The following is a 26,322-nucleotide window of genomic DNA, read 5'->3' as shown; positions in this document are numbered from 1 at the left end:
CGCCGGCAGGCTCGAGTTTTTTGGGAGACGATCAATGGCCAAGACCAAGGTGGAAGCCGAACTCGACCAGCCGGACGAGCAACTCGACCGTGCCATCGAGGAATTGCGCGGCGTTCTCCAGGAAGAGGAGAAGCGTCCGGACGTTGCCTTCCGCGCGGCATCGGGCGCCAATTCGAACATCATCATGAGCATCCCGGTCGATGTGCAGATCATCCTCGGCAGCACCGAAATGCCGGTGTCCGACCTGATGGCGCTGCAGAAGGGCTCGACGGTGGCGCTCAACCGGCGCATCGGCGAACCCGTCGACGTGGTGGTCAACGGCCGCAAGATCGCGCGCGGCGAGATCACCGTGCTCGAAAGCGACCCGTCGCGCTTCGGCATCAGGCTGACCGAAATCATCGCGGCCACGATGAGTGCATAGGATAACCGGCGTGTCGCAGGGACAGACAGCATGACGACGCTTACCGCGCTGACGCGCCCGCAGAAGGCCGCCGCCATACTGGTAGCCATGGGCAAGCCCTCGGCCAGCCGGCTGCTCAAATTCTTCAAGCAGGAGGAACTCAAGGCGCTGATCGAGGGGGCGCGGCTGCTGCGCACGATTCCGCAGAGCGACCTCGAACGCATCGTCGCCGAATTCGAGGCCGAGTTCACCGAAGGCGCGGGGCTGCTCGATTCCGCCGACAGGATGGACACGATCCTCAATGAGTCGCTGTCGCCGGAAGAAATGAGCGCCATTATGGGCGACAAGAAGTTCGAGGTGGCGCCGGAACGGCCGCAGCCGATCTGGCCCGATCTGGAGAAGCTCGAGCCGGCACGGCTAGGCACCTTCCTCGCCAGCGAGCACGCGCAGACCGCGGCCATGGTGCTGTCGAAGCTTGCCCCGCAAGCTGCGGCGAACGTGCTGTTGACCATGGCAAAACCGATGCGCGGCGAAATCATCAAGCGCATGGTGACGATGGCGACCATTCCGGATGCGGCCGCGAAGATCGTCGAAAGCCAGTTGCGCTCGAGTTTGCTGTCGCAAGCCGCAACCAAGGACATTTCTGCCGGGCAGGCGCGGGTCGCCAGCGTGCTCAACGAAATGGACAAGCCGCAGCTCGAAGAGGTCATGCAGGACCTGGAAGAGGCGGGCACGCCCGACCTCGACGGCGTCAGGTCGCGGCTGTTCGCCTTCGACGACCTGCCGTTGCTGACCCAGAAAGCGCGGGTGCTTCTGTTCGACGGGCTGTCGACAGAACTGGTTACGCTGGCGCTGCGCGGCGCACCGCCGGCGCTGACCGAATCGGTGCTGTCGGCGATCGGCGCACGTTCGCGGCGCATGATCGAATCCGAACTCGGGCAGGGCTCGGAAGGCATCGCCCTTGCAGACATCATGACTGCCCGCAAGACGATCGCGGTGGCGACGATCCGTCTGTCGCGCGAGGGGGCTTTCGAACTGCCCTCCTCGACGCAGAACGCCGCAGCCTGATGGCGACGGGCCGGCTAGTCCAATATGGCTGAGGCGGTCGACAAGGACTCGAAAACCGAGGAAGCCACAGAAAAGAAGATCCGTGACACGGTCGAACAGGGCAAGCTGCCCAATTCGCGCGAGACCGCCATCTTCACGTCCTTCGTCGCCATACTGGTGTTCACCGTCTTCTACGCCAAGGACGCCATCGTCGATCTCGGCATGTTCCTGTCGATGTTCCTGGAGAAGCCGGAGGCCTGGCCGATGGACACCGAGACCGACGTCATCGCGCTCTACAAGACCGTCATGTTCGAGATCGGCCGCGCCGTCGTCAGCCTGCTGGTGTTGCTGGTGGTGGCCGGCGTCGGCGCTTCGGTGTTGCAGAACATGCCGCAGTTCGTCGGCGAGCGGGTCAGGCCGCAACTGTCGCGCATTTCGATCACCAAGGGTTGGAGCCGCCTGTTCGGCGCCCAGGGCTTCGTCGAGTTCCTGAAATCGCTGGGCAAGCTCGGCTTGGCCGTCGTCGTGCTTTTCTTCACGCTGTCGGAGGACCACCGCAAGCTGCTCGCCGGGATGATCACCAACCTGGTCGCTTTCGGTCTCGTCATCAGGGGCATCGTCATCGACATCCTGGTGGCGATCGTCTTCGTCATAGGACTGATTGCGACGGTCGACCTGGTCTGGTCACGTTTCCATTGGCGGCGCGACCTGCGCATGAGCAAGCAGGAGGTCAAGGACGAGATGAAGCAGGCGGAAGGCGATCCGATCGTCAAGTCGCGGCTCAGATCGTTGGCGCGCGATCGCGCCCGCAAGCGGATGATGACGGCGGTGCCGCGCGCCACGCTGATCATTGCCAACCCGACCCACTTCTCGATCGCGCTAAAATACGTCCGCGACGAGGATGCGGCGCCGCTGGTGCTGGCCAAGGGCCAGGATCTGGTGGCGCTCAAGATCCGTGAGATCGCCAGAGAGAACAATATCCCGATCTTCGAGGACGTGGCGCTTGCCCGCTCCATGTACAAGCAAGTTTCGGTTGATAGCGTGATCCCGTCGCAATTCTATCAGGCCGTCGCCGAGTTGGTGCGGATCGTCTACTCGAAAAAGGCTGAGCGCAGACTGACCTCATGAACCGGCAACCTTACGCAAAATCCCGCGAGATCATCGTCGCCAACGCCATCGAGCAGGTGATCGCCGAGCTCAGGCTGATCGATGTCGCCGACTACATCGCCTTCATCCGGCTGGAGCATTTCGCCTGCCTGTCAGACCTGGTGGATTCGGCGGCCGAACTGTTCTTCATGGCCGGCACGCTCAGGCTCGGCCATGGCGGCGAGGCCCATGTCGACTGGAGCGGCAGTCCGCGCATCGTGCTGGATCTGGAGCTCAGGCCGCCCGGCGTCACTGTCTATTTCCAGCTGACGTTGAACGAAGACAAATCGTCGGTGGCCGTCAACTACGTGTCATTCGAAAAGCCGGGCGAAAACCCCGAGCACAACACCGCCTTGCTGGAGGCCGTGATCGAGCAGGCGCGCATCCGCAGGACCGAGCCGCTCGCCTTCTGAAAATCAGGCGCTTGTTGGTGGGAGCACGTCGGAGTCGCTTCGTGCACTGCGCGCTTGTCGATGTTGCCGCGACGCCGCCGCGCCACCTTCGGTCATTTCCGAGAGCGAATTTCCAGGCCTACTCGATCAACCCCAGCCGCAGCGCCTTGGCCACCGCCTGGTTGCGGTTGACTGCGTTGAGCTTCTGCGTCGACTGGGTCAAGTACTGGTTGGCGGTGTGCACCGACAGCTTAAGCAGCTTGGCGATCTCCTCGCTGGTGTTGCCGTTGGCGGTCAGCTTCAGGCATTCGAGCTCGCGCTTGGAGATCGACCGCATCCTGCCGGCGTCGCTCGGGCGCATGCGGGCGACCGCGGCAAACAGCGTGAAACTGCGTGCATGGATTTCGTAGAGCGCGTCTTGCGGCAAGGCGATCTCCGAGCCCAGGAACACGACCAGCCCGCACTGGCCGCGATCGGCATGAACGGGGAAGGCAATGCCATTGGTGCCTGGCGCCAAGGGTGCGGTTCGTTCCGACCAGGCGAGGTCCTTGAAGGTCTCCTGCGAGCTGGCGATGCCGTCGTCGGCCCACCAGCGCGGCGCCGTCGAAATGCGGGTGTGGCGCACCATCTCCTCGCCATTGGCGCCAGAGATGAATTTTGTCGCCACCGCGGTGCTGGGATAGTCGGAATCGAAGCAGGGGACGAGGCGTGCCCGCTCCGCCGAAGGGCTGACAAAGAACAGGCCGAAGGCCGAGGCGTTGATGTCGACGGCGATCCAGCGGCAGCGGCGCACGGCATCCGGAATGGTGACGGCGTGATGGGTTTCGGAACCAAGCGAGAAGGCGCCGAACGGATTGCGCTGCTCGTTGAAAAGGGCTTCGGCCGCCTCCTTGACGTGTGCGTGTTTCAAATGATGCCGCTCCTGATCGCCGTCGCGATGGCCATCGCGCGGTTGCTGGCCGCGAATTTCTGAATGGCGTGGGTGATGTAGCTGTTGACGGTGTTCGACGAGACGCCAAGGATAAGCGCGACCTCGTCCGTCGTCTTGCCCTCGGACACCCAGAACAGGCATTCGCGCTCGCGGTCGGACAGTGGATCCTGCATGGCGGCGGCGGCGATCAGCTGCGGGATGGTGGAGAGCGCGTAGCAGCACTTCAACTGAGCCTTCATCAGCGCCGGCTGGTCGATCTTGCCCGGTTCGGCAGCTGAAAACAGTGCGAACAGACGCTGGCGACCGACGTTCAGCCTGAGCGAGTAGATCTCGGCATGGCCGAGCACGTCGAGAAGCCGAGCCTCCTCGCCGGTGAGCAGTCCACCGGTGTCGGGGGCATGCGCTGCCACCAGCGCCTGCGGGCGGATGCCGGGCGCCGCGGTCAGCGGACCCTGGGCGAGGCCGCCGATCAGCCGTTTGCCGATGAGCTCGATGGCGTCGAAAATCCAGTTGGAGGACACGATGCGCGCGTCGTTGCGGTCCTGGTCGTGGACGATGGCGACGAGCATGTAGCTGTCGGCGCCGATCTCTGCGGCAAGCTGCATGAAAAAGCTGGTGAGGTCGCCGCGAGACGCAAGGCGCGATGGTTCGGATTGGAGAAGCGCGGCGGGACTGCCCATTTTATGCTTTGGCCGGAATCGATCCATGTGCCCGGTGCTGGCTTTGCCAGCGGCCGAACCCGAATACGCATCACTTTGACGAAGACACACTCTGGGCGCGGTCAGCGCCCAACCAGGCCGAATCCATTCAGGGAACGCGAAGCCGTCCGCGTCTGGTGCCGGACGATGCCGGTACTTGAGACTTTGGGTTGGTCGCCGCGCCCCCCAAGGACCGGCTGATTCGGGTCTAATCTACCCGCAGATGAATCCGACATCAAATGCGATTTGACAAAAACGAATCCGATGGACTCCGATTGCGACTCAGCGGCCGTTTCATGTTGCCTTCGGCCGGATTTTTCGACGGGAAAAGCAGGAGCCGGTGCGGGCCCGCGGTATCGGCGCGCGCCTGATTCCGATAGGATTCGCGGGAGCGGGAATGGCTGGGCGTCCATGCCGGCGACTTTGCGGGGGCAACAATGAGCGATTCATTTCGGGAAGTGACATCCGTTTCGTGGTTCGGGCGGATCAAGCGCGCTGTCGGCGGGGTGGTCTTCGGCCTGCTCCTGATCGTGCTGATGGTCATCGGCCTGTTCTGGAACGAGGGCCGCGCGGTGCAGACGGCGCGCTCGCTGGCCGAGGGATCGGGCGCCGTCGTCTCGGTCAGCGCCGACAGCATCGATGCCGGCAATGACGGCAAGCTCGTGCATGTCACCGGGCCGGTGATCGCGGACAGCGGCCTCGCTGATCCGGATTTCGGCATTGCGGCGCAAGGACTGCGCCTGTCGCGCAGTGTCGAGATGTATCAGTGGAAAGAGGAATCGAAGTCGGAGACGACCAAGAAGCTCGGCGGCGGCGAGGAGACGGTGACGACCTACAGCTATTCCAAGGTGTGGGACGACAGCCAGATCGATTCCTCGGATTTCAAGAAGCCGGACGGCCACCAGAATCCGCCGATGGCGATCCACAGCAGGACCTTCCAGATTCCGGACGGCAAGCTCGGCGCCTTCATGCTCGACACGCCGGTGCTCGATCGCATCGAAGGCGACAAGGAATTTTCGCTCTCGTCCAGCCAGTCGGCCGCGATCAAGGCCGCCTATGCCGGCACGAAGCCCGTCACCATCGTCGACGGCGGGATCTACCTCGGCGCCGATGCGATATCGCCGGCGCTGGGCGACTATCGCATCGGTTACGACCTGGCGCCGCTCGGTGTGATCAGCATCGTGGCGCGCCAGACCGGCAGCCAGTTCGAACCCTACCAGACCGTTGCCGGCGACCAGTTGGTCATGGTCGATACCGGCGATGTGCCGGCGGCAAAGATGTTCGCCGACGCGGTCTCGGAAAACACATTGATCACCTGGCTGTTGCGTGCCGCCGGCCTGCTGCTGCTGACGATCGGCTTTGCCCTGTTTCTCAGCCCGATCGGCGTCATCCTCGACGTCATTCCGTTCCTCGGCAGCATCGCGCGGATGGGAACCGGCATCATCGCCTTCTTCCTGGCGATCCTGGTCGGGACGACGACGATCGCCATCGCCTGGTTCTGGTACCGGCCGCTGCTGGCGGCAGGCATCCTGGCGGCAGGCCTCATCGCCGCGGCGGCGGTCTACTATCTCGGCCGGTCGCGCAGACCGGCCGCTCCGGCAGCCGCGCCAGGCGTTGGCGCCCCGACCTGATCGCGAGAGCCGGGCGGGGTTGCCGTCCGGTCCTGGCTGTTAGCGATCCTCGAAGCCGGTCAGCACGCCGACGGCGTTGATGCCGATCTCCTCGACAGCGTAGCCGCCTTCCATGACGAACAGCGTCGGCAGGCCGAGCCGCGCGATGCGGCGGCCGATCTTGGGGTAGTCGGCGCTTTTCAGCTTGAACTGGCTGATCGGATCCTTCTCGAAGGTGTCGACGCCGAGCGAGACGACGACGACATCGGGCGCATAGGCGGCGAGTTTGGCGCAGGCGTCCTCCAGCGAGGCGTTCCAGGCGTCCCAGCCAGTGCCGAAGGGCATCGGGTAGTTGAGGTTGAAGCCTTCACCATCGCCCGCGCCGCGCTCGTCGGTATGGCCAAGGAAGAACGGATATTCGGTCATCGGGTCGCCATGCAGGTTGATGACCTGGACGTCGCCGCGGTCGTAGAAGATCTCCTGGGTGCCGTTGCCGTGGTGGTAGTCGACATCGAGGATGGAGACGCGGCTTGCGCCCTGGTCCAGGAACCATTGCGCGGCGACGGCGGCGTTGTTGATGAAGCAATAGCCGCCCATGAAGGCAGCACCCGCGTGATGGCCGGGCGGACGGCAGAGCGCGAAAGCCGATCGTTCGCCGACCTTGACCAGGCCGGCCGCCGTCAGGGCGACGTCGTAGGAGGACTTGATCGCGGCCCAGGTGCCTTCGACGAAGGTGGCGCCGGCGTCGAACGAATAGTAGCCCAGCAAGGCATCGATGCGCTGCGGCGGCGCGTCGCCGCGCAGGCCGCGTGTCGGCCAGGTGAAGGCCATGGCCGAGCCCTTGAAGCCGGCGGCCGTCCATTGCGGCCACACCGTCGGCAGGAAGTCGATGTAGTCTGCCCTGTGGATGCGCTTGGCGGCGGCAAGGTCATGCTCGGCAGGAGCGATGATCGGCCCGAGCTTCTCGCTTTCGACCCGCGCCCTGATGAATTCCGCCCGCGACGGCTTCTCGAAACCCAGCACGATCGCCGCCGTCACCAGTTCCATCTGGCCGGCATGACCGGCATGGAGAGGGGAAAAAACTGTCTTCATTTTGGGAGTTGGCTCGCTCTTCGGGTTGCGTGTCTGCGGGTCTCTCACTGCTTTGTGACAGAGAGTTTCGGTGTCGCCAAGGGCCATAGCGAATTGTTGCTTGGGGGCAGCACGGGATGGCTTGCCAGACGCCAATTCTCTGCTAGCCTAGCTCAAACGGGAGAAAATTATGCCGCCATCGGCCGATCTGATTGTCGAGAATGCCAGCATTTTGACGATGGATCCCGATACCCCCCGCGCCGAGGCGATCGCCATCAAGGGCGGTGACATCATTGCGATCGCAGATCGCGCCAGGGTGCTGGACTACAAAGGCGCAGGCACCCGCGTCATCGACGCGGGCGGCGGCTCCGTCCTGCCCGGCTTCATCGAAGCGCATATGCATCTTTTCGGCGGCGCGGCCGAACTCGACAATCTGCATCTTGCAGGCGTGCATGGCTTCGACGCCCTGCGCGACGCGATCCGCCCCTATGCGTCGGCGCGGCCCAACGCCAGACTGCTGCTCGGCGCCGGGGTCGATTACTCCATCCTGTCGAGCGATGAGCCGGTCACACGTCATCATCTCGACCGCATCATTCCAGACCGGCCCTTCGCCATGTCGGCTTCCGATCACCACACGATGTGGGCGAACACCAAGGCGCTGGAGCAGGCGGGCATCCTGCATGGCAGGCAACTAGGGCCGGGCAACGAGATCGTGATGGGAGCGGACGGACTTGCCGCCGGCGAGCTGCGCGAAGGCGAGGCATTCGGCCCGATCCTGGAGCACTTCGGGCAGAACCGCACGCGGCTCGGTCTGACGGGCGGCGAGCCGGAGCCCTATCCATCCGCTGAAGAACTGGCTGCCGACCGCGACCTGATGCACCGCGGACTTCAGTGGTGCGCCCAGCACGGCATTACGTCGATCCAGAACATGGACGGCAATCTCTACCAGCTCGAACTGCTTGCCGGCCTGGAAGAAGAAGGGCGGCTGCTCTGCCGGACGAAGATCCCGTTCCACTTCAAGAATTTCATGACGCTGGACATTCTGGAAAAAGCCTCGCGTATGGCCGCGGCTTACAAATCCGAATGGCTGTCGTCGGGTATGGTCAAGGTCTTCTATGACGGCGTGCTCGATTCATGGACCGCCGTGATGGTCGACGACTATGCCGACCGGCCGGGCTGGCGCGGCGAGCCGCTGTTCACGCCAGAGCACTTCGCGCAAGTGGCGGTGGAAGCCGACAGGCGCGGCCTGCAGATCGCCGTGCATTCGATCGGCGACGGCGCGGTGCGGGCCGTGCTCGACGGCTACCAGGCGGCGCAGAAGGCGAACGGCAAGCGCGACAGCCGGCACCGGGTCGAGCATATCGAGGTCACCACCCCCTCGGACGTGCCGCGGTTTGCCGAACTCGGCGTCATCGCTTCGATGCAGCCGCCGCATCCGCCCGGCGCCATGAACTTCCCGCTGGAGCCGACGCTTTCGCGCATCGGCCGCGAGAAGTGGCCGCTGAGCTATGCCTGGCGCACCCTGAAAAATGCCGGTGCGCGTGTCGTGTTCGCGTCCGACTGGCCGGTCTCGCCGGTAGATCCGATCCTGGGCATCCAGGCGGCGGTGATGCGCAAACCTTGGGCAGAGGGGCTGCCGGACCAGAGCTTCTCGCTGCATGAATCGATTGCCGGCTACACGGTGGAAGGGGCTTATGCCGAGTTCATGGAACATCGCAAGGGCCGCCTGAAGCCGGGCTACATGGCCGATCTCGTGGCGCTGTCGGCCGATATCGAGGCAACTGCACCGGAAGCGCTGCATACGTTGCGACCGGTGACGACCATCTGTGGAGGCAAGATCACCTATCAAGCCTGACAGGCATGGGAATTGCCTTTTAGATCAAGGTCTAGCTCTACAGTTGCCAAGCCGATTGGCTTGTGATGACAATCAAACCGGAACAAAACCTGCCGCCAAGAGCAGGCTTTCTCAATGGGGTAGTCGTGCCGGAACAACCGGGTAAGAATGCAATCGAGGTGCGTGGCGTCCGCAAGGTGTTCGGCACCGGAGAGGCGCAAGTCGCCGCGCTGGACACCGTCTCCGTCGCCATCCGCGAAAATGAGTTCTTCACGCTGCTTGGGCCGTCCGGCTGCGGAAAGACGACGCTTCTGAGGCTGATCGCCGGCTTCGACTTTCCGAGCGAAGGCGAGATCCTGCTCTACGGCCAGGACATCGCACCCCTGCCGCCGTTCAAGCGGCCGGTCAACACCGTCTTTCAGTCCTATGCGCTGTTCCCGCATATGACGGTGGCGCAGAATATCGGGTTCGGCCTTGAGATGCTGGGCAAGCCGAAGGCCGAGATCCAGGCCCGCGTCGCCCAGATGCTGAAGCTGGTCAAGATGGAGGCCCTCGCCGGCCGCCGCACCAGCCAGATCTCGGGCGGCCAGCAGCAGCGCGTGGCGCTCGCGCGGGCACTCGCACCGCAGCCCAAAGTGCTGCTGCTCGACGAGCCTTTGTCCGCGCTCGACTACAAGCTGCGCAAGGAAATGCAGATCGAGCTGAAGCGGCTGCAGCACGAGACCGGCATCACTTTCATCTTCGTCACTCACGACCAGGAAGAAGCGCTGACCATGTCCGACCGGATCGCGGTGATGTCGTCGGGCAAGATCCTGCAGGTCGGCGCGCCGCGCGACATCTATGACCGCCCGGCCGAGCGCTTCGTCGCCGACTTCATCGGCGAGACCAACTTCCTCAAGGGCACCGTGGTGTCGAAGAAATCCGGCGTCGCGACGGTAAAGCTTGCCTCCGACGCAACGGTTGCGGCCGGGTTCCCCGAAGGTTTCGATCCTTCCGGCGCCGTGACGGTCGTGGTGCGGCCCGAGCATGCGGATCTGGTTGCCGATGCGGCCAAGGGCACGGTTGCGGGGATCTTGGCCAATGTCGTCTATTTCGGCACCGACACCCACTACCACGTGAAGCTCGACGGGGGTGACAACTTCATCGTGCGCCACCAGAACAGCCGGTCCGGCGCGGTGGCATTCGAACCGGGCGCCAAGGTGGGCATCGTGTTCGAGGACGACGGCGCCCGGATCTTGAGGGACTGATGTCGATCACCCTTTCAAAAGCTGCGATGTTCGAAGCCCAGGCGGAAAAGGTCACCAGCTGGCGCAACCGTCTGCTTGCGCTGCCGGCTTTGGTCATCATCGGCATTTTCGGCGTGCTGCCGCTGCTGATAATCTTCGTCTATTCGTTTCTCCAGGCTGCACCCTATGGTGGCGTGCAATGGAAGTTCTCGACCGACGCCTATCTGAACTTCCTGTTCCAGCGCGATATTTTCGACGACACGCTGCAGTTCACGCCGGACTTCCTGATCATCTACCTGCGCTCGTTTCTGTTTGCCGTGGTGACGACGGTGATCTGCCTGCTGCTTGGTTTTCCGACCGCCTATTTCATGGCGACGCGGCCGCCGGCGCAGCGCAACTGGTGGGTGCTTTTGATCACCATTCCGTTCTGGTCGAACCTTCTTGTGCGTACGCTGGCGATCATGTTCATCATCCGCGACGAGGGCCTCATCAACAATGCGCTGATGGGGCTTGGTTTGATCGAGAAGCCGATCACCATGCTCTACACCAACTTCGCCATCCAGCTCGGCCTGCTCTACTCGTTCCTGCCGTTCATGATCCTGCCGCTCTATTCCAGCCTGGAAAAGCTGGATTTCAGGCTGGTCGAGGCCGCGAACGACCTCTACGCGACACGGCGGCAGGTTCTCTGGCGGGTGATCATTCCGCTGTCGCTGCCCGGCATCATCGCTGGCTGCTTGCTGGTCTTCATTCCGGCCCTCGGCGCCTATGTGACGCCGCTGATCCTTGGCGGCGGCATCCATTTGATGATCGGCGACCTCATCGCCCAGCAGTTCGGCTCCGGACGCAACTGGCCGCTTGGCTGCGCCCAGGCGCTGATCCTGATGGCCGCGGTTTTGGTCGCGCTCTATTTCTATGTCCGCAACACGTCGGGGAAGATCCGGCATGGCTGATCCCCGTACCACCGACATCAAGGGCCAGCCGGGCTTCCGCTCGATCGCCATCCTCTGCCTGTGCGTGCTTTACGTGCCGATCCTGATCCTGATGATCTTTTCGTTCAACACGGGTTCGCTCGTCACTCATTGGGAGGGTGTCGGGTTCGGCTGGTACGGCAGTGCGCTGCTCAACGAGGAATTCCACCGCGCCGCCCAGAACACGCTGATCATCTCGACGAGCGCTACCATCATTTCGACGATCGTCGCAACACTGGCGGCGATCGGCATGACAAGGGTGAAACCGTGGCGCGGGCTTCCGGCCGCCTTCATGGTGATAAACCTGCCGCTGATGGTCCCCGAGATCATCACGGCGGTAGCGACCTTGTCCTTCTTCGCTCTGATCGCCGGGGCCTTCGGGCTGAATTTCGGCATTGGCAATCTGATCCTCGCCCACACCGTCTTTTGCATTCCTTTCGCCTATATGCCGATCAGGGCGCGTCTCGAGGACATGGACCTGACGCTCGAGGCCGCCGCGGCCGATCTCTACGCCACGCCGTGGCATGCGTTCCGCCGCATAACGCTGCCCTTGCTTGTCCCCGGTATCATGTCGGGTGCCGCGCTCGCCTTCATCGTGTCCTTCGACGATTTCACCATCACGCAGCTCGTCGCCGGTCCCGGCCAGACGACGCTGCCGCTCTACATCTGGAACCAGATCAGGCGGCCGATGACGCCGGAGATCAATGCCATCTCCACCATCCTGCTGCTGGTCTCGATCCTCTTCGTCTCGGTATCGTTCCTGATCGCGCGCCGGCGCGCCAAATGAAGAATAATGGGAAGGCAAAGGAGAACAAAATGTCTAGGAAACTGATGGCTGCCGTTTCGACGGCAGTGCTGTTGTGGGCAGTGCCCGCGCTCGCCGACGGCGAACTGCACATCTACAATTGGGGTGACTACACCAATCCCAAGCTGATCGAAAAGTTCGAGAAACAGTACAACGTCAAGGTCACGCTGGACGACTACGATTCCAACGAAACCATGTTGTCGAAGGTACGCGCCGGCAATTCCGGCTACGACATCGTGGTGCCGTCGGACTACACCGTGAAGATCATGATCGACGAGGGCCTGCTCGAAAAGACCGAGCCCAATGCGATGCCGAACGGCAAGAACATCGACTCGCGCTTCCTCGACATCTACTGGGACAGCGGCCGTCACTACACCGCGCCGTGGCAGTTCGGCACGACGACATTCGAAGTCAACACCGACAAGTTCAAGGGCGGCATCGACACGCTGGCGATCCTGTTCGACCCGCCGGACGAGTTGAAGGGCCAGATCAACATGCTCGACGACGTCAACACCGTCATGCATGCGGCCGAGCGCTATGCCGGCGTGCCACGCTGCGGCGCAGACAAGGCCGACCTCAAGAAGGTCAACGACGTCCTGATGGCGGCCAAGCCGTCGTGGAAGACCTTCAGCTATGACACGATCACCAAGATCACCTCCGGCGACGTCATCGTCACGCAAGCGTGGAATGGCGCCACCTATCGCGCGCGCCAAAAGGTCCCGGCGATCAAATATGCCTATCCGAAGGAGGGCATCGAAGGCTGGATGGACAATGTGGGGGTGCTGAAGGGCGCCAAGAACCTCGAGAATGCCAAGCTGTTCCAGGACTTCATCATGGCTCCGGAGAATGCGGCGCTGATTTCGGAATTCGCCGGCTACGATAACGGCATTGTCGGCAGCCACAAATTCCTTCCCGCCGATTTCGCGGCCTCGCCGGAACTCAATCCGCCGGCTGGTGCGCCTGCGGCGGAATTCGTCCCGCCATGCCCGCCCGAGGTGGTCGAGATTTACAACAAGATCTGGACCAATCTGCGCAAATAGGTTCGGTCTAGAAGCCAATGGAAGGGGGCTTTTGGCCTCCCTTCTTCGCTTCCGGGAGGCTCGATGACATCCTACCGCAACTCCGATCCGCGGCCGCCGATCATGCAGGGCTCGCCGCCGCAGATGGTGCCGCCGAAGCTCGATTGGGATAGGGGCCCTTGGAACCGCTGGGCATTCCAGCACATCCGCGAATTCCTGCCGACCGCCGAGGTCTGGCGCGGGCACGGCCATCGCCGCCGGCTCGAACTGGCCGAGGTCGATCTCGACGCACTGCCGGTGGGGGACAGCACGGGTGCATCGACAACGCTCGCCGGGCTGCTCGACGAGACCTATACGGACGGCTTCCTGGTGCTCAAGGACGGCAAGGTCGCGTATGAGCGCTATTTCAACGGCATGGACGAACGCACGCTGCATCTGTCGCAATCGATGGCGAAGTCGGTGACCGCCTCGGTGTTCGGCATACTGGTAGGACGCGGCCTGATCGACCCGGCCAAACCGGTGACGACCTATCTGCCGGAGCTCGGGTCCACTGGCTGGGCGGGCGCCAGCGTGCAGCATGTGCTCGACATGACCACAGGCGTGCGCTTCTCCGAGGAATACACCGACCCCTATTCCGACATCGGCCAGGTCGATGTCGCGGGCGGCTGGAAACCGGTGCCGCCGGACAGCGATCCGGCGTTCGAATGGCCGTCGCATATGTTCGAGCTGATCCTGCGACTGAAGGAGCAAATCCGGCCGCACGGCGAGGCTTTCGAGTACCGCTCCATCGAGACCGATGTGCTCGCCTTCATCATGGAACGGGTGACCGGCAAGCGGCTGCCGCAACTGGTTTCCGAAGAGCTCTGGCAAAAGCTCGGTGCGGACGAGAGCGCCTGCTTCACCGTCGACAGTGCCGGCTATGCTGTGGCCGACGGCGGCTTCAATGCGACGCTGCGCGACTATGGCCGCTTCGGCCAGCTAATCCTCGACCATGGCGGCGGCGTGGTGCCGGCCGACTGGATCGAGACGACGCGCAATGGCAAGCATGCGCCGGATTTCAATCCCAGCCTGCCGGAAGGCAGCTACCGCAACCAGTTCTGGATCGAGGATCCGCGCTCGCGCGCACTGATGTGCCGCGGCGTGTTCGGACAGATGATCCATATCGACTGGGACACGAGGATGGTGGTGGTGAAGCTGTCGACCTATCCGGATTTCACCAACATCGCCTATTCGGTGGCGACGCTGAAGGCCGTGCACGCCATCGCTGCGGCGCTGGCCTGAATCTCCAGGAAAAAGAGCCGGAAGGAATGCCATGACCGGCAAGACCGCGTTCGAGACCAGATATGGCTTTGCCCGCAGTGCGGTGCTGCTTTCCAACTGGCGCGAAAACCCGTTCAACCGCTGGTCGTTCCAGAATGTCGGCGAGCTGGTGCCAAGCGCGCCTGTCGCGGCGTCAAGCGGCACAGAGCCGCCTCGGCAAGAACTCGGAAGCTTGCTTGGCGAAAAGGTCAGCCTAGCGAATGGGCCGGAAACGGTGGCGGCCTTCCTCGCGCGCTCCGACACCGACGCGCTGACGATCATGAAGGCCGGTACGATCGTTGGCGACTGGTTCGCGCCGCATATGGATTTCGGCGGACGCCACATCATCTTCTCGATCAGCAAGTCCTTCACCGCCATTCTCGCCGGCATATTGGAAGGCGAGGGGGTGTTCGACCCGGAAGCACCTGTCATCAGCTACATTCCGGAAGCCAAGGGATCGGCCTATGGCGATGCGAGCGTCCGGCATGTGCTCGACATGAGCGTCAGCCTCGACTTCGAGGAGGCCTATCTCGATCCGGAAAGCGCCTTTGCCCGCTATCGCCGCGCCACGCTTTGGAACCCGGGCGGCGGCACGGAAAGCCTGCGCGAATTCATCCTGACGCTGCAGCGGCTGGCCGAACCACATGGCCAGACCTTCCGCTATCGCTCGCCCAATTCCGACCTGCTCGGCATGCTGGTCGAGCGCGCCTCCGGCCAGCGTCTGACCGATCTGCTGCGCGAGAAATTGTGGCTGCCGCTCGGTGCGGCGAGCGAAGCCTCGATTACCGTCGACATGGAAGGGACGGCGCGCACGGCCGGCGGTATTTCGGTGACGCCGCGCGATCTGGCGCGTGTCGGCGAGATGATGCGGCAGGGCGGCACGGCCAATGGCCGCCGCATCGTGCCGGAAGCCTGGGTGCGCGACACGGTCGAAACAGGCGGCAGTTCCGAAGCCTGGCAGCGCGGCACGATGGCCTTCCTGTTTCCGCAGGGACGTTACCGCAACAAATGGTACCAGACAGGGGCGCAAAGCAGCGCCTTCTGCGGCATCGGCATCCATGGCCAGTGGCTGTACGTCAATCCCAAGACGGAAGTGGTGATCGCAAAGATGTCGTCGCAGCCGGTGCCGGTCGACGACCAACTCGATGTCGCGGCCGTCGCCTTTTTCGAGGCGCTGAGCCGGATGGTCTGAGGCGTTCCGCGCCCCGCTCGCAGCACGCTTTCCTGTGGACCCGCCGGCTGGCTGAAAACAGCGCGGTTGGCGGGGCGGACATCCCGGCCTATGGTCGCCGCTCTTTTCGACAAGGCATGAGACACAGCATGGCATCCGACATCAAGCGCATCGCGGCAATCATCGCGGTCGAGATCGGCGCGCGGCCAGAGCAAGCAGCGGCGGCGATCGGCCTGCTGGACGAGGGCGCGACAGTGCCGTTCGTGGCGCGCTACCGCAAGGAGGTCACCGGCGGGTTGGACGACACGCAATTGCGCGACCTTGCCGAGCGACTGGCCTATCTGCGCGAACTCGATGCGCGCCGCGACACCATCCTCGGTTCGATCCGCGAGCAGGGCAAGCTGACCGAAGAGCTTGAAGCCAAGATCGCTGCCGCTGCCACCAAGGCCGAACTCGAAGACATTTATCTGCCCTACAAGCCGAAGCGGAGGACCAAAGCCGAGATCGCCAGGGAGCGTGGGCTGGGGCCGCTGGCCGAAGCCATCCTCGCCGACCGCTCGGCGGTGCCCGCCGAACTGGCGCTCGCCTATGTCACGGAAGACGTGGCCGACGCCAAGGCGGTGCTCGACGGCGCGCGCGACATCCTGTCGGAACAGTTCGCCGAAAATGCCGATCTGGTCGGCAAGCTGCGGAGCTACATGAAGGAGCGGGCCTTCCTGCGCGCCAGGGTGGTCGATGGCAAGCAGGAGGCCGGCGCGAAATTCTCCGACTATTTCGACCATGTCGAGCGCTGGGCCAACGTGCCGAGCCATCGCGCGCTCGCCATGCTGCGCGGCCGCAACGAAGAGGTGCTGTCGCTCGACATTGAGGTCGATGCCGACGATGCGTCTGCGGTGAAGCCGGTCGAGCGGATGGTCGCCAACGCCTATGCCATCGGTGGCAGCCTGCCGGGCGACCGCTGGCTGATGGAGGTGGCCGGCTGGACGTGGCGCATAAAATTGTCGCTGCACCTGACGCTCGATCTGATGCGAGACCTGCGCGAGCGGGCCGAGGAAGAGGCGATCCACGTCTTTGCCCGCAATCTGAAGGATTTGCTGCTTGCAGCACCAGCCGGATCGCGACCGACGATGGGGCTCGATCCGGGCATCCGCACCGGCGTCAAGGTCGCGGTGGTCGACGGCACCGGCAAGCTGATGGCGACGACGACGGTCTATCCGTTCCCGCCCAGAAACGATGTGCGCGGCACGCAAGCCGAACTGGCGAAGCTCGTCCGCCTGCACAGGATAGAGCTCATCTCGATCGGCAACGGTACGGGCAGCCGCGAGACGGAGAAGCTGGTGGCCGACATGCTGTCGGATCTGCCGACCGACAGCGGTCCCAAACCGCTCAAAGTGATCGTCAGCGAAGCCGGCGCCTCGGTCTATTCCGCTTCGGCGACAGCGGCGGCGGAATTTCCCGGCCTCGACGTGTCGCTGCGCGGCGCGGTGTCGATCGCGCGGCGCCTGCAGGATCCGCTGGCCGAACTGGTCAAGATCGAACCAAAGTCGATCGGCGTCGGCCAGTACCAGCACGATGTCGACCAATACCGGCTCGGCCGCTCGCTGGAAGCGGTGGTCGAGGATGCGGTCAATGCCGTCGGCGTCGATCTCAACACGGCGTCGGCGCCGCTGCTGGCGCGGGTTTCAGGCCTTGGCGCGTCGCTCGCCGACGCGATCGTCGCGCATCGCGATGCGGCCGGCCCGTTCGCCAGCCGGAAGGATCTGCTCAAAGTCTCCCGCCTTGGGCCGCGCGCCTTCGAGCAATGCGCCGGCTTCCTGCGCATCCCGAACGGCAGCGAGCCGCTCGATGCTTCCTCCGTGCATCCGGAAGCCTATGGCGTGGCGAAGAAGATCGTCGCCGCCTGCGGCCGCGACCTGCGCGCGCTGATGGGTGACAGTGCCGCGCTCAAGGCGCTCGATCCGCGTGTCTTCGTCGACGAGCGGTTCGGCCTGCCGACGGTGCGTGACATATTGGCGGAGCTGGAAAAGCCCGGTCGCGACCCGCGCCCCGGCTTCAAGACCGCGACCTTCGCCGACGGCGTCGACGACATCAAGGATCTGAAGCCCGGCATGCTGCTCGAAGGCACCGTCACCAATGTCGCCGCCTTCGGCGCTTTCGTCGACATCGGCGTGCATCAGGACGGCTTGGTGCACGTCTCGCAACTGGCGGACCGCTTCGTCAAGGATGCGCATGAGGTGGTCAAGGCCGGCGACGTGGTCAAGGTGCGCGTCGTCGATGTCGACATCAAGCGCAAGCGCATTGCTCTCTCCATGCGCAAGGACGGCGACGGTAGTGCGTCGCGGACCGGGCCGCGCGATAATGGTGGCAAGCCGGCACCGCGTTCGCCGGCGCCGCAGCGCCAGCCGGAACGGCCGGCTCAGCAAGGCGCGTTCGGCGCCGCATTGGCGGATGCGATGAAGCGGAAGTAGCTACTGCTCCATCGGGAGGTGACCCAGCAGCCAGTCGCGGAAACTGGCGACGGGCGGATGGCCGCGCTTGTCGTGCGGGACGACCAGATAATAGGCGCTGCGGCTTTGCATCGGCCTGCCCGGTGCCGGCACGAGCTGGCCGCGCTGCAATTCGCCTGATATCAGGATCTGTGGCAGCAGCGCCACGCCAAGCCCGGCCATACAGGCCTGGGCGGCGGTGCCGAATTGCTCGAACTGCATCCCCGGTCCGGTTGGCGCGCTCAAACCCTGATGCTCGAACCATTCGGTCCAGGCGCCGGGGCGGGTCGCCATGTGCAGCAGCGGCAGACGGCCGATGTCGGCAGCGGTGGCAATCTCGCGGCCGGCCAGGAATTGGGGCGACACGACTGGCGCCACCGTCTCGCGCATCAGCAGCGTGGAGTCGGCGTCCGGCCAGTCGGGCAGGCCGTAATGGATGGCGGCATCCAGCCTTTCGCGGGCGAAGTCGAAACGGCCGATGCGGGTAACGAAGTTGATGGTGATGTCGGGGTTGGTTGCGACGAAATCCGGGATCAGCGGCATCAGCCAGCGGGTGCCGAAGGTCGGCAGGATGGCCAGATTCAGGATGCCACTATGCCGGTTGCTCATCAATCCAAGAGCCGCGTCGCGCAACTGGCCAAGCGCGGAGCGCACCGCCTCGGCGTAGATTTCGCCTGCCGTCGACAGCCGGACATTGCGGCTGTCGCGCTCGAACAGCCGGCGGCCGAACTGCTCTTCCAGCAGCCCGATCTGCCGGCTGACGGCGCCCTGGGTCAGGTCGAGTTCGCGTGCGGCGGCGGTGAAGGAGCCGAGGCGCGCCACCGCCTCGAAAGCGGCAAGGGCACTGATGTTGGGCAAAAGGCGGCGCTGGACGTTCATGATCCATTGCTAGCGCTCATTGATCGGTGATGCAATTTCGTTTGATTTTTTCGAGGCGGAGGCGGATAAGCCCGGCATTCAAGATTTCCGTTTGGGAGAGACCGAGGCCATGGCCGCCGACAAGAACGCGTTCGTCTGGGAAGACCCTTTCCTGATCGAGAACCAGCTTTCGGAAGACGAGCGCATGGTGCGCGACGGTGCTGCGGCCTTTGCCGCCGACAAGCTCGCGCCGCGGATCGAGGAGGCCTACCTCGAGGAGAAGACCGATGCCGGCATCTTCCGCGAGATGGGCGAGGCGGGCCTGCTCGGTATCACCATTCCGGAAGAATATGGCGGCCTCGGCGCCAACTATGTGACCTACGGGCTGGTGGCACGTGAAGTCGAGCGCGTCGATTCGGGCTACCGCTCGATGATGAGCGTGCAGTCGTCGCTGGTCATGTATCCGATCCATGCCTATGGCTCGGAGGAACAGCGCAAGAAATATCTGCCGAAGCTGGCCTCGGGCGAATGGATCGGCTGCTTCGGCCTGACCGAGCCGGATGCCGGCTCCGATCCGGGCGGCATGAAGACGCGGGCCGAAAAGACGGCGAACGGCTACAAGCTCAGCGGCTCGAAAATGTGGATCTCCAACGCGCCGATCGCCGACGTGTTCGTCGTCTGGGCGAAGTTAAAGGGCGAGAACGGCAAGGACGAGATTCGCGGTTTCGTGCTGGAGAAGGGCATGAAGGGACTGTCGGCGCCGAAGATCGGCGGCAAGCTCAGCCTGAGGGCCTCGATCACCGGCGAAGTGGTGATGGAAGGCGTCGAGGTCGGCGAGGACGCATTGCTGCCCAACGCCAAGGGCCTCGGCGGTCCGTTCGGCTGTCTCAACCGGGCGCGTTACGGCATCTCCTGGGGCGCCATTGGCGCGGCCGAGGATTGCTGGCACCGGGCCCGCCAATACGGCCTCGACCGCAAGCAGTTCGGCAAGCCGCTGGCCGGCACGCAGTTGTTCCAGAAGAAGCTCGCCGACATGCAGACCGAAATCGCGCTGGGCTTGCAGGGCTCGCTGCGCGTCGGCCGGCTGATGGACGAAGGCAAGTTGGCGCCCGAGATGATCTCGATCGTCAAGCGCAACAATTGCGGCAAGGCGCTCGACATCGCCCGCCAGGCCCGCGACATGCATGGCGGCAACGGCATCCAGATCGGTTACCACGTCATGCGCCACGCGCAGAACCTGGAGACGGTCAACACCTATGAGGGCACGCATGACGTGCATGCGCTGATCCTCGGACGGGCTCAGACGGGTATCCAGGCGTTTTTCTAAGCTGGGTAGATATTCAGGTGATGCTGCAAACGGCAACTTCCTGCGCTTCCGGTGCTCACGTACTTGAGTACGCTCCGCTCCGGTTCTCAGAAGTCACCATTTTCGGCTCGGCCTGACCTGAATCTCAACACAGCTTAGCCGGCAACGCTGCTTAAATTAGGTGCAGCGCAACATCTCTGCTTGGAGAATGACCGCCAGATGTGTCAGGGTTCAGCGAATTCGTTTGAAACGCCGATCTCCGGGGCCCCATGGCAATTCTGGCAGCCGTCTACCACCTGACCCACTACAAATACGACCGGCCGGTGGTTCTCGGCCCGCAGGTCATCAGACTGCAGCCGGCGCCGCATTCCCGCACCAAGGTCTTGAGCCATTCGCTGAAGGTCGAGCCAAAGAACCATTTCGTCAATCTGCAGCAGGACCCCTACGGCAATTTCCTCGCCCGTTTCGTCTTCCCGGAGCCGGTGACCGAACTGAAAATCGAGGTCGATCTCGTCGCCGACATGACGGTCTACAATCCGTTCGATTTCTTCGTCGAGCCGTCGGCCGAGACGTTTCCGTTCGAATATCCGGAAGAGATCCGCGACGATCTCGCCATCTACCGGACGCCGGAGCCGGCGGGGCCGCTGCTGTCAGCCCTCCTGAAGACCATCGACCGCAGCCCCAAAAATACCGTCGATTTCCTCGTCGACCTCAATGCGCGGCTGCAGCGCGAGATCGCCTACATCGTGCGCATGGAAACCGGCGTCTTCTCGCCCGAGGAGACGCTGGCCGCCGCCAAGGGATCGTGCCGGGATTCCAGCTGGCTGCTGGTACAGATCCTGCGCAATCTCGGCATCGCCGCGCGTTTCGTCTCCGGCTATCTGGTCCAGCTCAAGCCTGATCTCGTCGCGCTCGACGGACCGCCCGGCACGGCGATCGATTTCACCGATCTGCACGCCTGGTGCGAGGTCTATATACCAGGTGCCGGCTGGATCGGCTTCGACCCGACCTCCGGCCTGCTCACCGGCGAAAGCCATGTGCCGCTGGCGGCGACGCCGCATTTCCGCAACGCAGCGCCCATTTCCGGCATGGCGAGCTTCGCCAATGTCGAATTCGGCTTCGATATGCGGGTCGACCGCATCGCCGAGCATCCGCGCATCACTAAGCCGTTCTCCGACGAAAGCTGGCAGGCGCTCGATGCGCTGGGCAACAAGGTCGATGGCGCGCTCCAGGCCGGCGACGTGCGGCTGACCATGGGCGGCGAGCCGACCTTCGTGTCGATCGACGATTTCGAGTCGGCCGAGTGGAACACCGCCGCCGTCGGCCCGACCAAGCGCGAGAAGGCCGATGCGCTGATTCGGAAACTGCGCGAGCGCTTCGCGCCGGGCGGTTTTCTGCATTACGGCCAGGGCAAATGGTATCCAGGCGAAAGCCTGCCGCGCTGGACCTTTTCGCTCTACTGGCGCGCCGATGGCGAGCCGGTGTGGAGCGACCCGACGCTGATCGCACGGGAAAAGAGCGACGCAAAGGTCGGGTCGCAGCAGGCCGAAAGCCTGCTGATGGCGATCGCAGGCGAGCTCGGCATCGACAAGGCGATGGTCAGCGAAGCGTTCGAAGACCCGGCCGAATGGCTGCTCAAGGAAGGCAAGCTGCCCGACAATGTCGATCCCTCCAACTCGAAGCTGGAAGACCCGGAAGAGCGCAGCCGCATGGCAAAAGTGTTCGAGCGCGGGCTGACCAAACCGTCGGGTTACGTGCTGCCGGTACAGCGCTGGAACAGCCAGGCATCGGAACCGCGCTGGCGCTCGGAGAAATGGAAGACGCGGCGCGGCCGCCTGTTTCTGGTGCCCGGCGATTCACCGGTCGGCTACCGCCTGCCGCTCGGCACGCTGCCCTATGTGCCGCCGGCGCAATTCCCCTACATCGTGCCGGTCGACCCGTCGCTGCCGCGCGGACCGTTGCCGGCGCGCGAGGCCATCTTGCCCGCGCTGTCGCCGGCCGAGCTTGAAGGCGCCGACGAAATGGCGCGCCGCCAGCAGGCGGTATCCTTCACGGCGACAACCGGGCAGCAGGACCGCGTCGAGCAGGAGATCACCGAGATCGGCGGCGCGGTGCGTACAGCACTTTCGGTCGAGCCGCGTGACGGGCGGCTCTGCGTGTTCATGCCGCCGGTCGAGGCGCTGGAGGACTATCTCGAACTGGTGGCGGCAGCCGAGAACGCGGCCAGGGGATTAGGCCTGCCTGTGCATATCGAGGGTTATGGCCCGCCGCACGATCCGCGCCTCAACGTCATCCGCGTGGCGCCCGATCCGGGCGTCATCGAAGTCAACATTCATCCGGCCGCGAACTGGCAGGATTGCGTGGCGACGACGACGGCGATCTACGAGGAGGCGCGGCAGACGCGGCTTGGCGCCGACAAGTTCATGATCGACGGTCGTCACACCGGCACCGGCGGCGGCAACCATGTCGTGGTCGGCGGCGCGACGCCCGACGACAGCCCGTTCCTGCGCCGTCCCGATTTGCTGAAGAGCCTGGTGCTGCAATGGCAGCGCCACCCATCGCTCTCCTATCTGTTTTCGGGCCTGTTCATCGGCCCGACCAGCCAGGCGCCGCGCTTCGACGAGGCGCGCCACGATTCGCTCTACGAGCTCGAGATCGCCATGGCGCAGGTGCCGCATCCGGACAAAGGCGCGGCACCCTTGCCGTGGCTGGTCGACCGGCTGTTCCGCAATCTGTTGACCGACGTCACCGGCAACACGCACCGCTCGGAAATCTGCATCGACAAATTGTTTTCGCCCGACGGACCGACGGGCCGTCTCGGCCTGGTCGAGTTCCGCGGCTTCGAGATGCCGCCCAATGCGCGCATGAGCCTGGCGCAGCAATTGCTTGTTAGGGCGATCATTGCCCGCGCGTGGAAGAACCCGCTCGACGGGCGCTTCGTGCGCTGGGGCACGTCGCTGCATGACCGCTTCATGCTGCCGCACCATGTCTGGGCGGATTTTCTCGACGTGCTCGACGATCTCAAGCTCAACGGCTTCGAGTTCCGCCCGGAATGGTTCAACGCACAGCTCGAATTCCGCTTCCCCTTCTGCGGCGAGGTCCAGCATGCGGGCATAAAGCTGGAATTGCGGCAGGCGCTGGAGCCCTGGCACGTTATGGGCGAGCAAGGCGCCATCGGCGGCACCGTGCGTTTCGTCGATTCCTCGGTCGAGCGGCTGCAGGTCAAGACCGAAGGCCTCAACCCTGAGCGCCATGCAATCGTCTGCAATGGCCACACCGTGCCGATGAAGGTGACCGACAACCGCGAGATCGCGGTGGCCGGCGTTCGCTTCAAGGCCTGGCAGCCGGCGTCGGGCCTGCACCCGGCGCTGCCGGTCAACACGCCGCTGATCTTCGACATCTACGACCGCTGGTCGGGCCGCGCGGTCGGCGGCTGCGTCTACCATGTCGCGCATCCCGGCGGGCGCAGCTACGACACCTTTCCGGTCAATGGCAATGAGGCCGAGGCGCGGCGGCTTGCCCGCTTCGAGCCGCGCGGCCATACGCCGTCCGGCTACGCGCTGCGCAACGAAGAAGCCTCTGAAGATTTTCCGATGACCCTTGACCTCCGGCGGCCACCAAGACTCTGATCAGCGATGGCAAAGGGGAATCAGAAAAAGATACGTGGCAAGCCGCTGACGCACAGTCTGCTTGAGCACTACCAGCCGATCGACGGCGTCGTCGACGAGATGGTCGATGCATCTGGCAATCCGCGTCCGATCTGGCAGGATTTCATCGAGGCGCTGGAGGAACTGGGGCCGGAAAAGCTCGGCCAGCGTTTCGCCCGCGCCGACCAGTATCTGCGCGACGCCGGCGTCTACTACCGCGTCTACGACAAGGCCGGCGCCAACGAGCGGGAATGGCCGCTGGCGCATGTCCCGCTGCTGATCGAGGAAAAGGAGTGGGCCGACATCAGTGCCGGTCTTGTCCAGCGCGCCGATCTGTTCGAAGAGATATTGGCCGACATATACGGGTCGAACCGGCTGATCGACAAGGGCATTCTGCCGGCCGGCCTGATCGCGGCGAGCCCCGAATATTTGCGGCCCGTCGTCGGCGTCCGGCCTGCCAGCGGCCATTTCCTCCACATGCTCGCCTTCGAACTCGGCCGCGGCCCGGACGGACGTTGGTGGGTGCTGGGCGACCGCACGCAGGCGCCTTCAGGAGCGGGCTTTGCGCTGGAGAACCGCGTCGCCACCACCCGCGCGCTGTCCGACATCTATGGCGAGATGCATGTGCATCGGCTTGCCGGTTTCTTCCGCCGTTTTCGCGACGCGCTGATCGGCATGGCCAAGGTATCGGGCGGCCGCGTCGCCATCCTGACGCCGGGGCCGCTCAACGAAACCTATTACGAGCACGCCTATATCGCCCGCTATCTCGGCATCATGCTGCTCGAGGGCGAGGATCTGACCGTCTCGGGCGGCAGACTGATGGTGCGCACGGTCTCGGGGCTGAAGCCGGTCGACGTGCTGTGGCGGCGGCTCGACGCCGCCTTCGCCGATCCGCTGGAGCTCAGGCCGGACTCGCAGATCGGCACGCCGGGGCTGGTCGAGGCAATCCGCCAGGGGGCGGTTTCGGCCGTCAACGCGCTCGGTTCCGGCCTGCTGGAAACGCGGGCGCTGCAGTCGTTCCTTCCGAGGATTGCGCGCGAGTTGCGGGGCGAGGAGCTTCTCTTGCCAAGCGTCGCCACCTGGTGGTGCGGGCAAGAGAGCGAGCGCCGGCATGTGCTCGCTAATTTCGACCGCATGGTTGTCGGTCCGGCGCTGTCGACGCGGCTTGCCTTTGAGGATGACGATTCGACCCGGCTCGGGTCGACACTGTCCGACGAGGAACGGGCCGAACTGGTCGCCCGGATCGAGCGCGATGGCGGCGGCTTCGTCGGCCAGGAAGCGGTGACGCTGTCGACCACGCCGGTCTATATCGGCGGCTGGCTGGAGCCGCGGCCGGCAAGCCTGCGCGTCTATCTGGCTCGAACACCGGAAGGCTGGACGGTGATGCCCGGCGGCTTTGCCCGCATCGGCTTTTCGCTCGATCCGACGGCGATCGCCATGCAGCGCGGCGGCCAGGCAGCGGACGTGTGGGTGGTCAGCGACCGGCCGGTGGAGCGCGAGACGCTGCTGCCGCAGGAGCATGACAGCTTCACCCGCACCATGCCGGGCAGCCTGCCCAGCCGGGCAGCGGAAAACCTGACATGGCTCGGCCGCTATATCGAACGGTCGGAAGACACGGTACGCATCCTGCGCGCCTATCACGTGCGGCTGGCCGAGACCTCCGATCCTGAAATGCCGCTGCTTGCCGACGTCAGGGACTATCTCGAACCTTTCGGCATCGACGTCGATTCGGCGATCCCGCTCGGCCTGATCAGCACGCTGGACAGCGCCGTCTACAGCGCCGGCCAGATCCGCGACCGGTTTTCGCCCGATGGCTGGCTGGCGCTGAAGGATCTGTCGAAGACCATCCATCAGTTCGCGACCACCGTGGCGCCGGGCGACGACGCGACGCGGGCAATGACGGTGATCCTGCGCAAGCTCGCGGGCTTTTCCGGCCTGCTGCACGAGAACATGTACCGCTTCACCGGCTGGCGTTTCCTGGAAATCGGCCGGCGGCTGGAGCGCGGCATCCAGATCGCCCGCACGCTGGCCTACCTGACCAGGACCGGAGCGCCGGACGGGGCGCTCGATATGATGCTGGAGATCGGCGACAGCGTCATGACCCACCGGCGGCAATATCCGGTGCAGGCCGGGCGGCGCACGGTAATCGATCTCCTGGCGCTCGATCCGCTCAATCCGCGCTCGATCCTGTTCCAGCTCGAGCGGCTGAAAGCCGAAATCGGGCTGTTGCCCACCGTCGGCGGCGAAGGACACATGTCGCCGGCGGCCAAGGAGATCCTGCAGCTCAACACGGCGATCGCCGTGATGGAGCCTTCGGACACGACGGCGAACGCACTCGACGATCTCGCCGGCGAGATCGGCGGCCTCTACAACAGCCTCGCCAAGGCCTATTTCGGATAAGATCAAGG

Annotated in this window: 20 protein-coding genes; 16 read left to right on the top strand and 4 right to left on the bottom strand. The window is 64.2% G+C overall.

Going from position 1 to position 26,322, the window contains the following annotated elements; all coding sequences use genetic code 11:
- The first annotated feature begins 34 nt into the window (after window positions 1-34).
- From fliN to AC04SI_RS08435, 4 genes are read left to right on the top strand one after another with little or no spacing between them, the layout of a single operon-like run.
- Complete coding sequence (fliN, locus tag AC04SI_RS08450; protein ID WP_404276174.1) at window positions 35-421, top strand: flagellar motor switch protein FliN; 387 nt, start codon at window positions 35-37, stop codon at window positions 419-421.
- Between the two features lie 30 nt (window positions 422-451).
- Complete coding sequence (locus AC04SI_RS08445; RefSeq protein ID WP_192177901.1) at window positions 452-1,468, top strand: flagellar motor switch protein FliG; 1,017 nt, start codon at window positions 452-454, stop codon at window positions 1,466-1,468.
- Window positions 1,469-1,492: 24 nt separating this feature from the next.
- A complete protein-coding gene (flhB, locus tag AC04SI_RS08440) occupies window positions 1,493-2,575 on the top strand; it encodes a flagellar biosynthesis protein FlhB (RefSeq protein ID WP_488474107.1) in 1,083 nt (360 codons plus the stop codon).
- Window positions 2,572-3,006, top strand: coding sequence for a hypothetical protein (locus AC04SI_RS08435; protein ID WP_192177903.1), 435 nt, complete (start codon window positions 2,572-2,574; stop codon window positions 3,004-3,006). Before flhB ends, AC04SI_RS08435 begins: the two co-directional genes overlap by 4 nt.
- A 118-nt stretch (window positions 3,007-3,124) precedes the next feature.
- On the opposite strand, the gene AC04SI_RS08430 is transcribed toward AC04SI_RS08435, so the two are convergent.
- Together AC04SI_RS08430 and AC04SI_RS08425 are read right to left on the bottom strand one after the other, a co-directional pair.
- Window positions 3,125-3,895, bottom strand: a complete 771-nt coding sequence (locus AC04SI_RS08430; RefSeq protein WP_404276171.1) for a helix-turn-helix transcriptional regulator — start codon at window positions 3,893-3,895, stop codon at window positions 3,125-3,127.
- Complete coding sequence (locus tag AC04SI_RS08425; RefSeq protein WP_244425987.1) at window positions 3,892-4,521, bottom strand: helix-turn-helix transcriptional regulator; 630 nt, start codon at window positions 4,519-4,521, stop codon at window positions 3,892-3,894. The genes AC04SI_RS08430 and AC04SI_RS08425 overlap by 4 nt, the downstream gene beginning before the upstream one ends.
- A gap of 530 nt (window positions 4,522-5,051) precedes the next feature.
- Here AC04SI_RS08425 and AC04SI_RS08420 point away from each other — a divergent pair.
- Window positions 5,052-6,245 carry a TMEM43 family protein gene (locus tag AC04SI_RS08420; protein WP_488474106.1) on the top strand — a complete coding sequence of 398 codons (1,194 nt, stop codon included), beginning with the start codon at window positions 5,052-5,054 and terminating at the stop codon, window positions 6,243-6,245.
- Between the two features lie 39 nt (window positions 6,246-6,284).
- Here the strand turns inward: AC04SI_RS08420 and AC04SI_RS08415 are convergent, their stop codons facing one another.
- A complete protein-coding gene (locus tag AC04SI_RS08415; RefSeq protein ID WP_404276169.1) occupies window positions 6,285-7,316 on the bottom strand; it encodes a histone deacetylase family protein in 1,032 nt (343 codons plus the stop codon).
- A 169-nt stretch (window positions 7,317-7,485) separates the two neighbouring features.
- Here AC04SI_RS08415 and AC04SI_RS08410 point away from each other — a divergent pair, with 169 nt between their 5' ends.
- The 8 genes from AC04SI_RS08410 (at window position 7,486) to AC04SI_RS08375 (ending at window position 18,085) form a co-directional block, all read left to right on the top strand.
- The gene (locus AC04SI_RS08410) at window positions 7,486-9,150 is read left to right on the top strand and encodes an amidohydrolase (RefSeq protein ID WP_404276168.1); all 1,665 of its coding nucleotides are present in this window, start codon (window positions 7,486-7,488) and stop codon (window positions 9,148-9,150) included.
- A gap of 125 nt (window positions 9,151-9,275) precedes the next feature.
- Window positions 9,276-10,376 (top strand): ABC transporter ATP-binding protein, encoded by a 1,101-nt coding sequence (locus AC04SI_RS08405; protein WP_404276469.1) that lies wholly within the window; start codon window positions 9,276-9,278, stop codon window positions 10,374-10,376.
- Window positions 10,376-11,305, top strand: coding sequence for an ABC transporter permease (locus AC04SI_RS08400; RefSeq protein ID WP_488474105.1), 930 nt, complete (start codon window positions 10,376-10,378; stop codon window positions 11,303-11,305). Before AC04SI_RS08405 ends, AC04SI_RS08400 begins: the two co-directional genes overlap by 1 nt.
- Window positions 11,298-12,110, top strand: coding sequence for an ABC transporter permease (locus tag AC04SI_RS08395; RefSeq protein WP_488474104.1), 813 nt, complete (start codon window positions 11,298-11,300; stop codon window positions 12,108-12,110). Before AC04SI_RS08400 ends, AC04SI_RS08395 begins: the two co-directional genes overlap by 8 nt.
- Before the next feature lie 29 nt (window positions 12,111-12,139).
- Window positions 12,140-13,168: an extracellular solute-binding protein gene (locus tag AC04SI_RS08390; protein ID WP_488474103.1), complete on the top strand. Its 1,029-nt coding sequence runs from the start codon at window positions 12,140-12,142 to the stop codon at window positions 13,166-13,168.
- Between the two features lie 63 nt (window positions 13,169-13,231).
- Window positions 13,232-14,428, top strand: coding sequence for a serine hydrolase domain-containing protein (locus AC04SI_RS08385; RefSeq protein WP_488474102.1), 1,197 nt, complete (start codon window positions 13,232-13,234; stop codon window positions 14,426-14,428).
- Window positions 14,429-14,459: 31 nt separating this feature from the next.
- Window positions 14,460-15,638, top strand: a complete 1,179-nt coding sequence (locus AC04SI_RS08380; protein WP_488474101.1) for a serine hydrolase domain-containing protein — start codon at window positions 14,460-14,462, stop codon at window positions 15,636-15,638.
- A 128-nt stretch (window positions 15,639-15,766) separates the two neighbouring features.
- Window positions 15,767-18,085 carry a Tex family protein gene (locus AC04SI_RS08375; RefSeq protein WP_488474100.1) on the top strand — a complete coding sequence of 773 codons (2,319 nt, stop codon included), beginning with the start codon at window positions 15,767-15,769 and terminating at the stop codon, window positions 18,083-18,085.
- Here AC04SI_RS08375 and AC04SI_RS08370 read toward each other — a convergent pair whose 3' ends face one another.
- Window positions 18,086-18,982: a LysR family transcriptional regulator gene (locus AC04SI_RS08370; protein WP_488474099.1), complete on the bottom strand. Its 897-nt coding sequence runs from the start codon at window positions 18,980-18,982 to the stop codon at window positions 18,086-18,088.
- Window positions 18,983-19,091: 109 nt separating this feature from the next.
- Here AC04SI_RS08370 and AC04SI_RS08365 point away from each other — a divergent pair, with 109 nt between their 5' ends.
- The 3 genes from AC04SI_RS08365 to AC04SI_RS08355 all read left to right on the top strand — a co-directional run bounded on the left by AC04SI_RS08365 (window position 19,092) and on the right by AC04SI_RS08355 (window position 26,314).
- Window positions 19,092-20,288: an acyl-CoA dehydrogenase gene (locus AC04SI_RS08365; protein ID WP_488474098.1), complete on the top strand. Its 1,197-nt coding sequence runs from the start codon at window positions 19,092-19,094 to the stop codon at window positions 20,286-20,288.
- 248 nt (window positions 20,289-20,536) lie between these two features.
- Window positions 20,537-23,896, top strand: a complete 3,360-nt coding sequence (locus AC04SI_RS08360; RefSeq protein ID WP_488474097.1) for a transglutaminase family protein — start codon at window positions 20,537-20,539, stop codon at window positions 23,894-23,896.
- Window positions 23,897-23,902: 6 nt separating this feature from the next.
- Window positions 23,903-26,314: a circularly permuted type 2 ATP-grasp protein gene (locus AC04SI_RS08355; protein ID WP_488474096.1), complete on the top strand. Its 2,412-nt coding sequence runs from the start codon at window positions 23,903-23,905 to the stop codon at window positions 26,312-26,314.
- Window positions 26,315-26,322 lie beyond the last annotated feature (8 nt).

The sequence above is a fragment of the Mesorhizobium sp. CNPSo 4689 genome (assembly GCF_057784325.1).
Note: the sequence above shows the minus strand (reverse complement) of the source record. Positions and strands in the feature narration are given on the sequence as shown.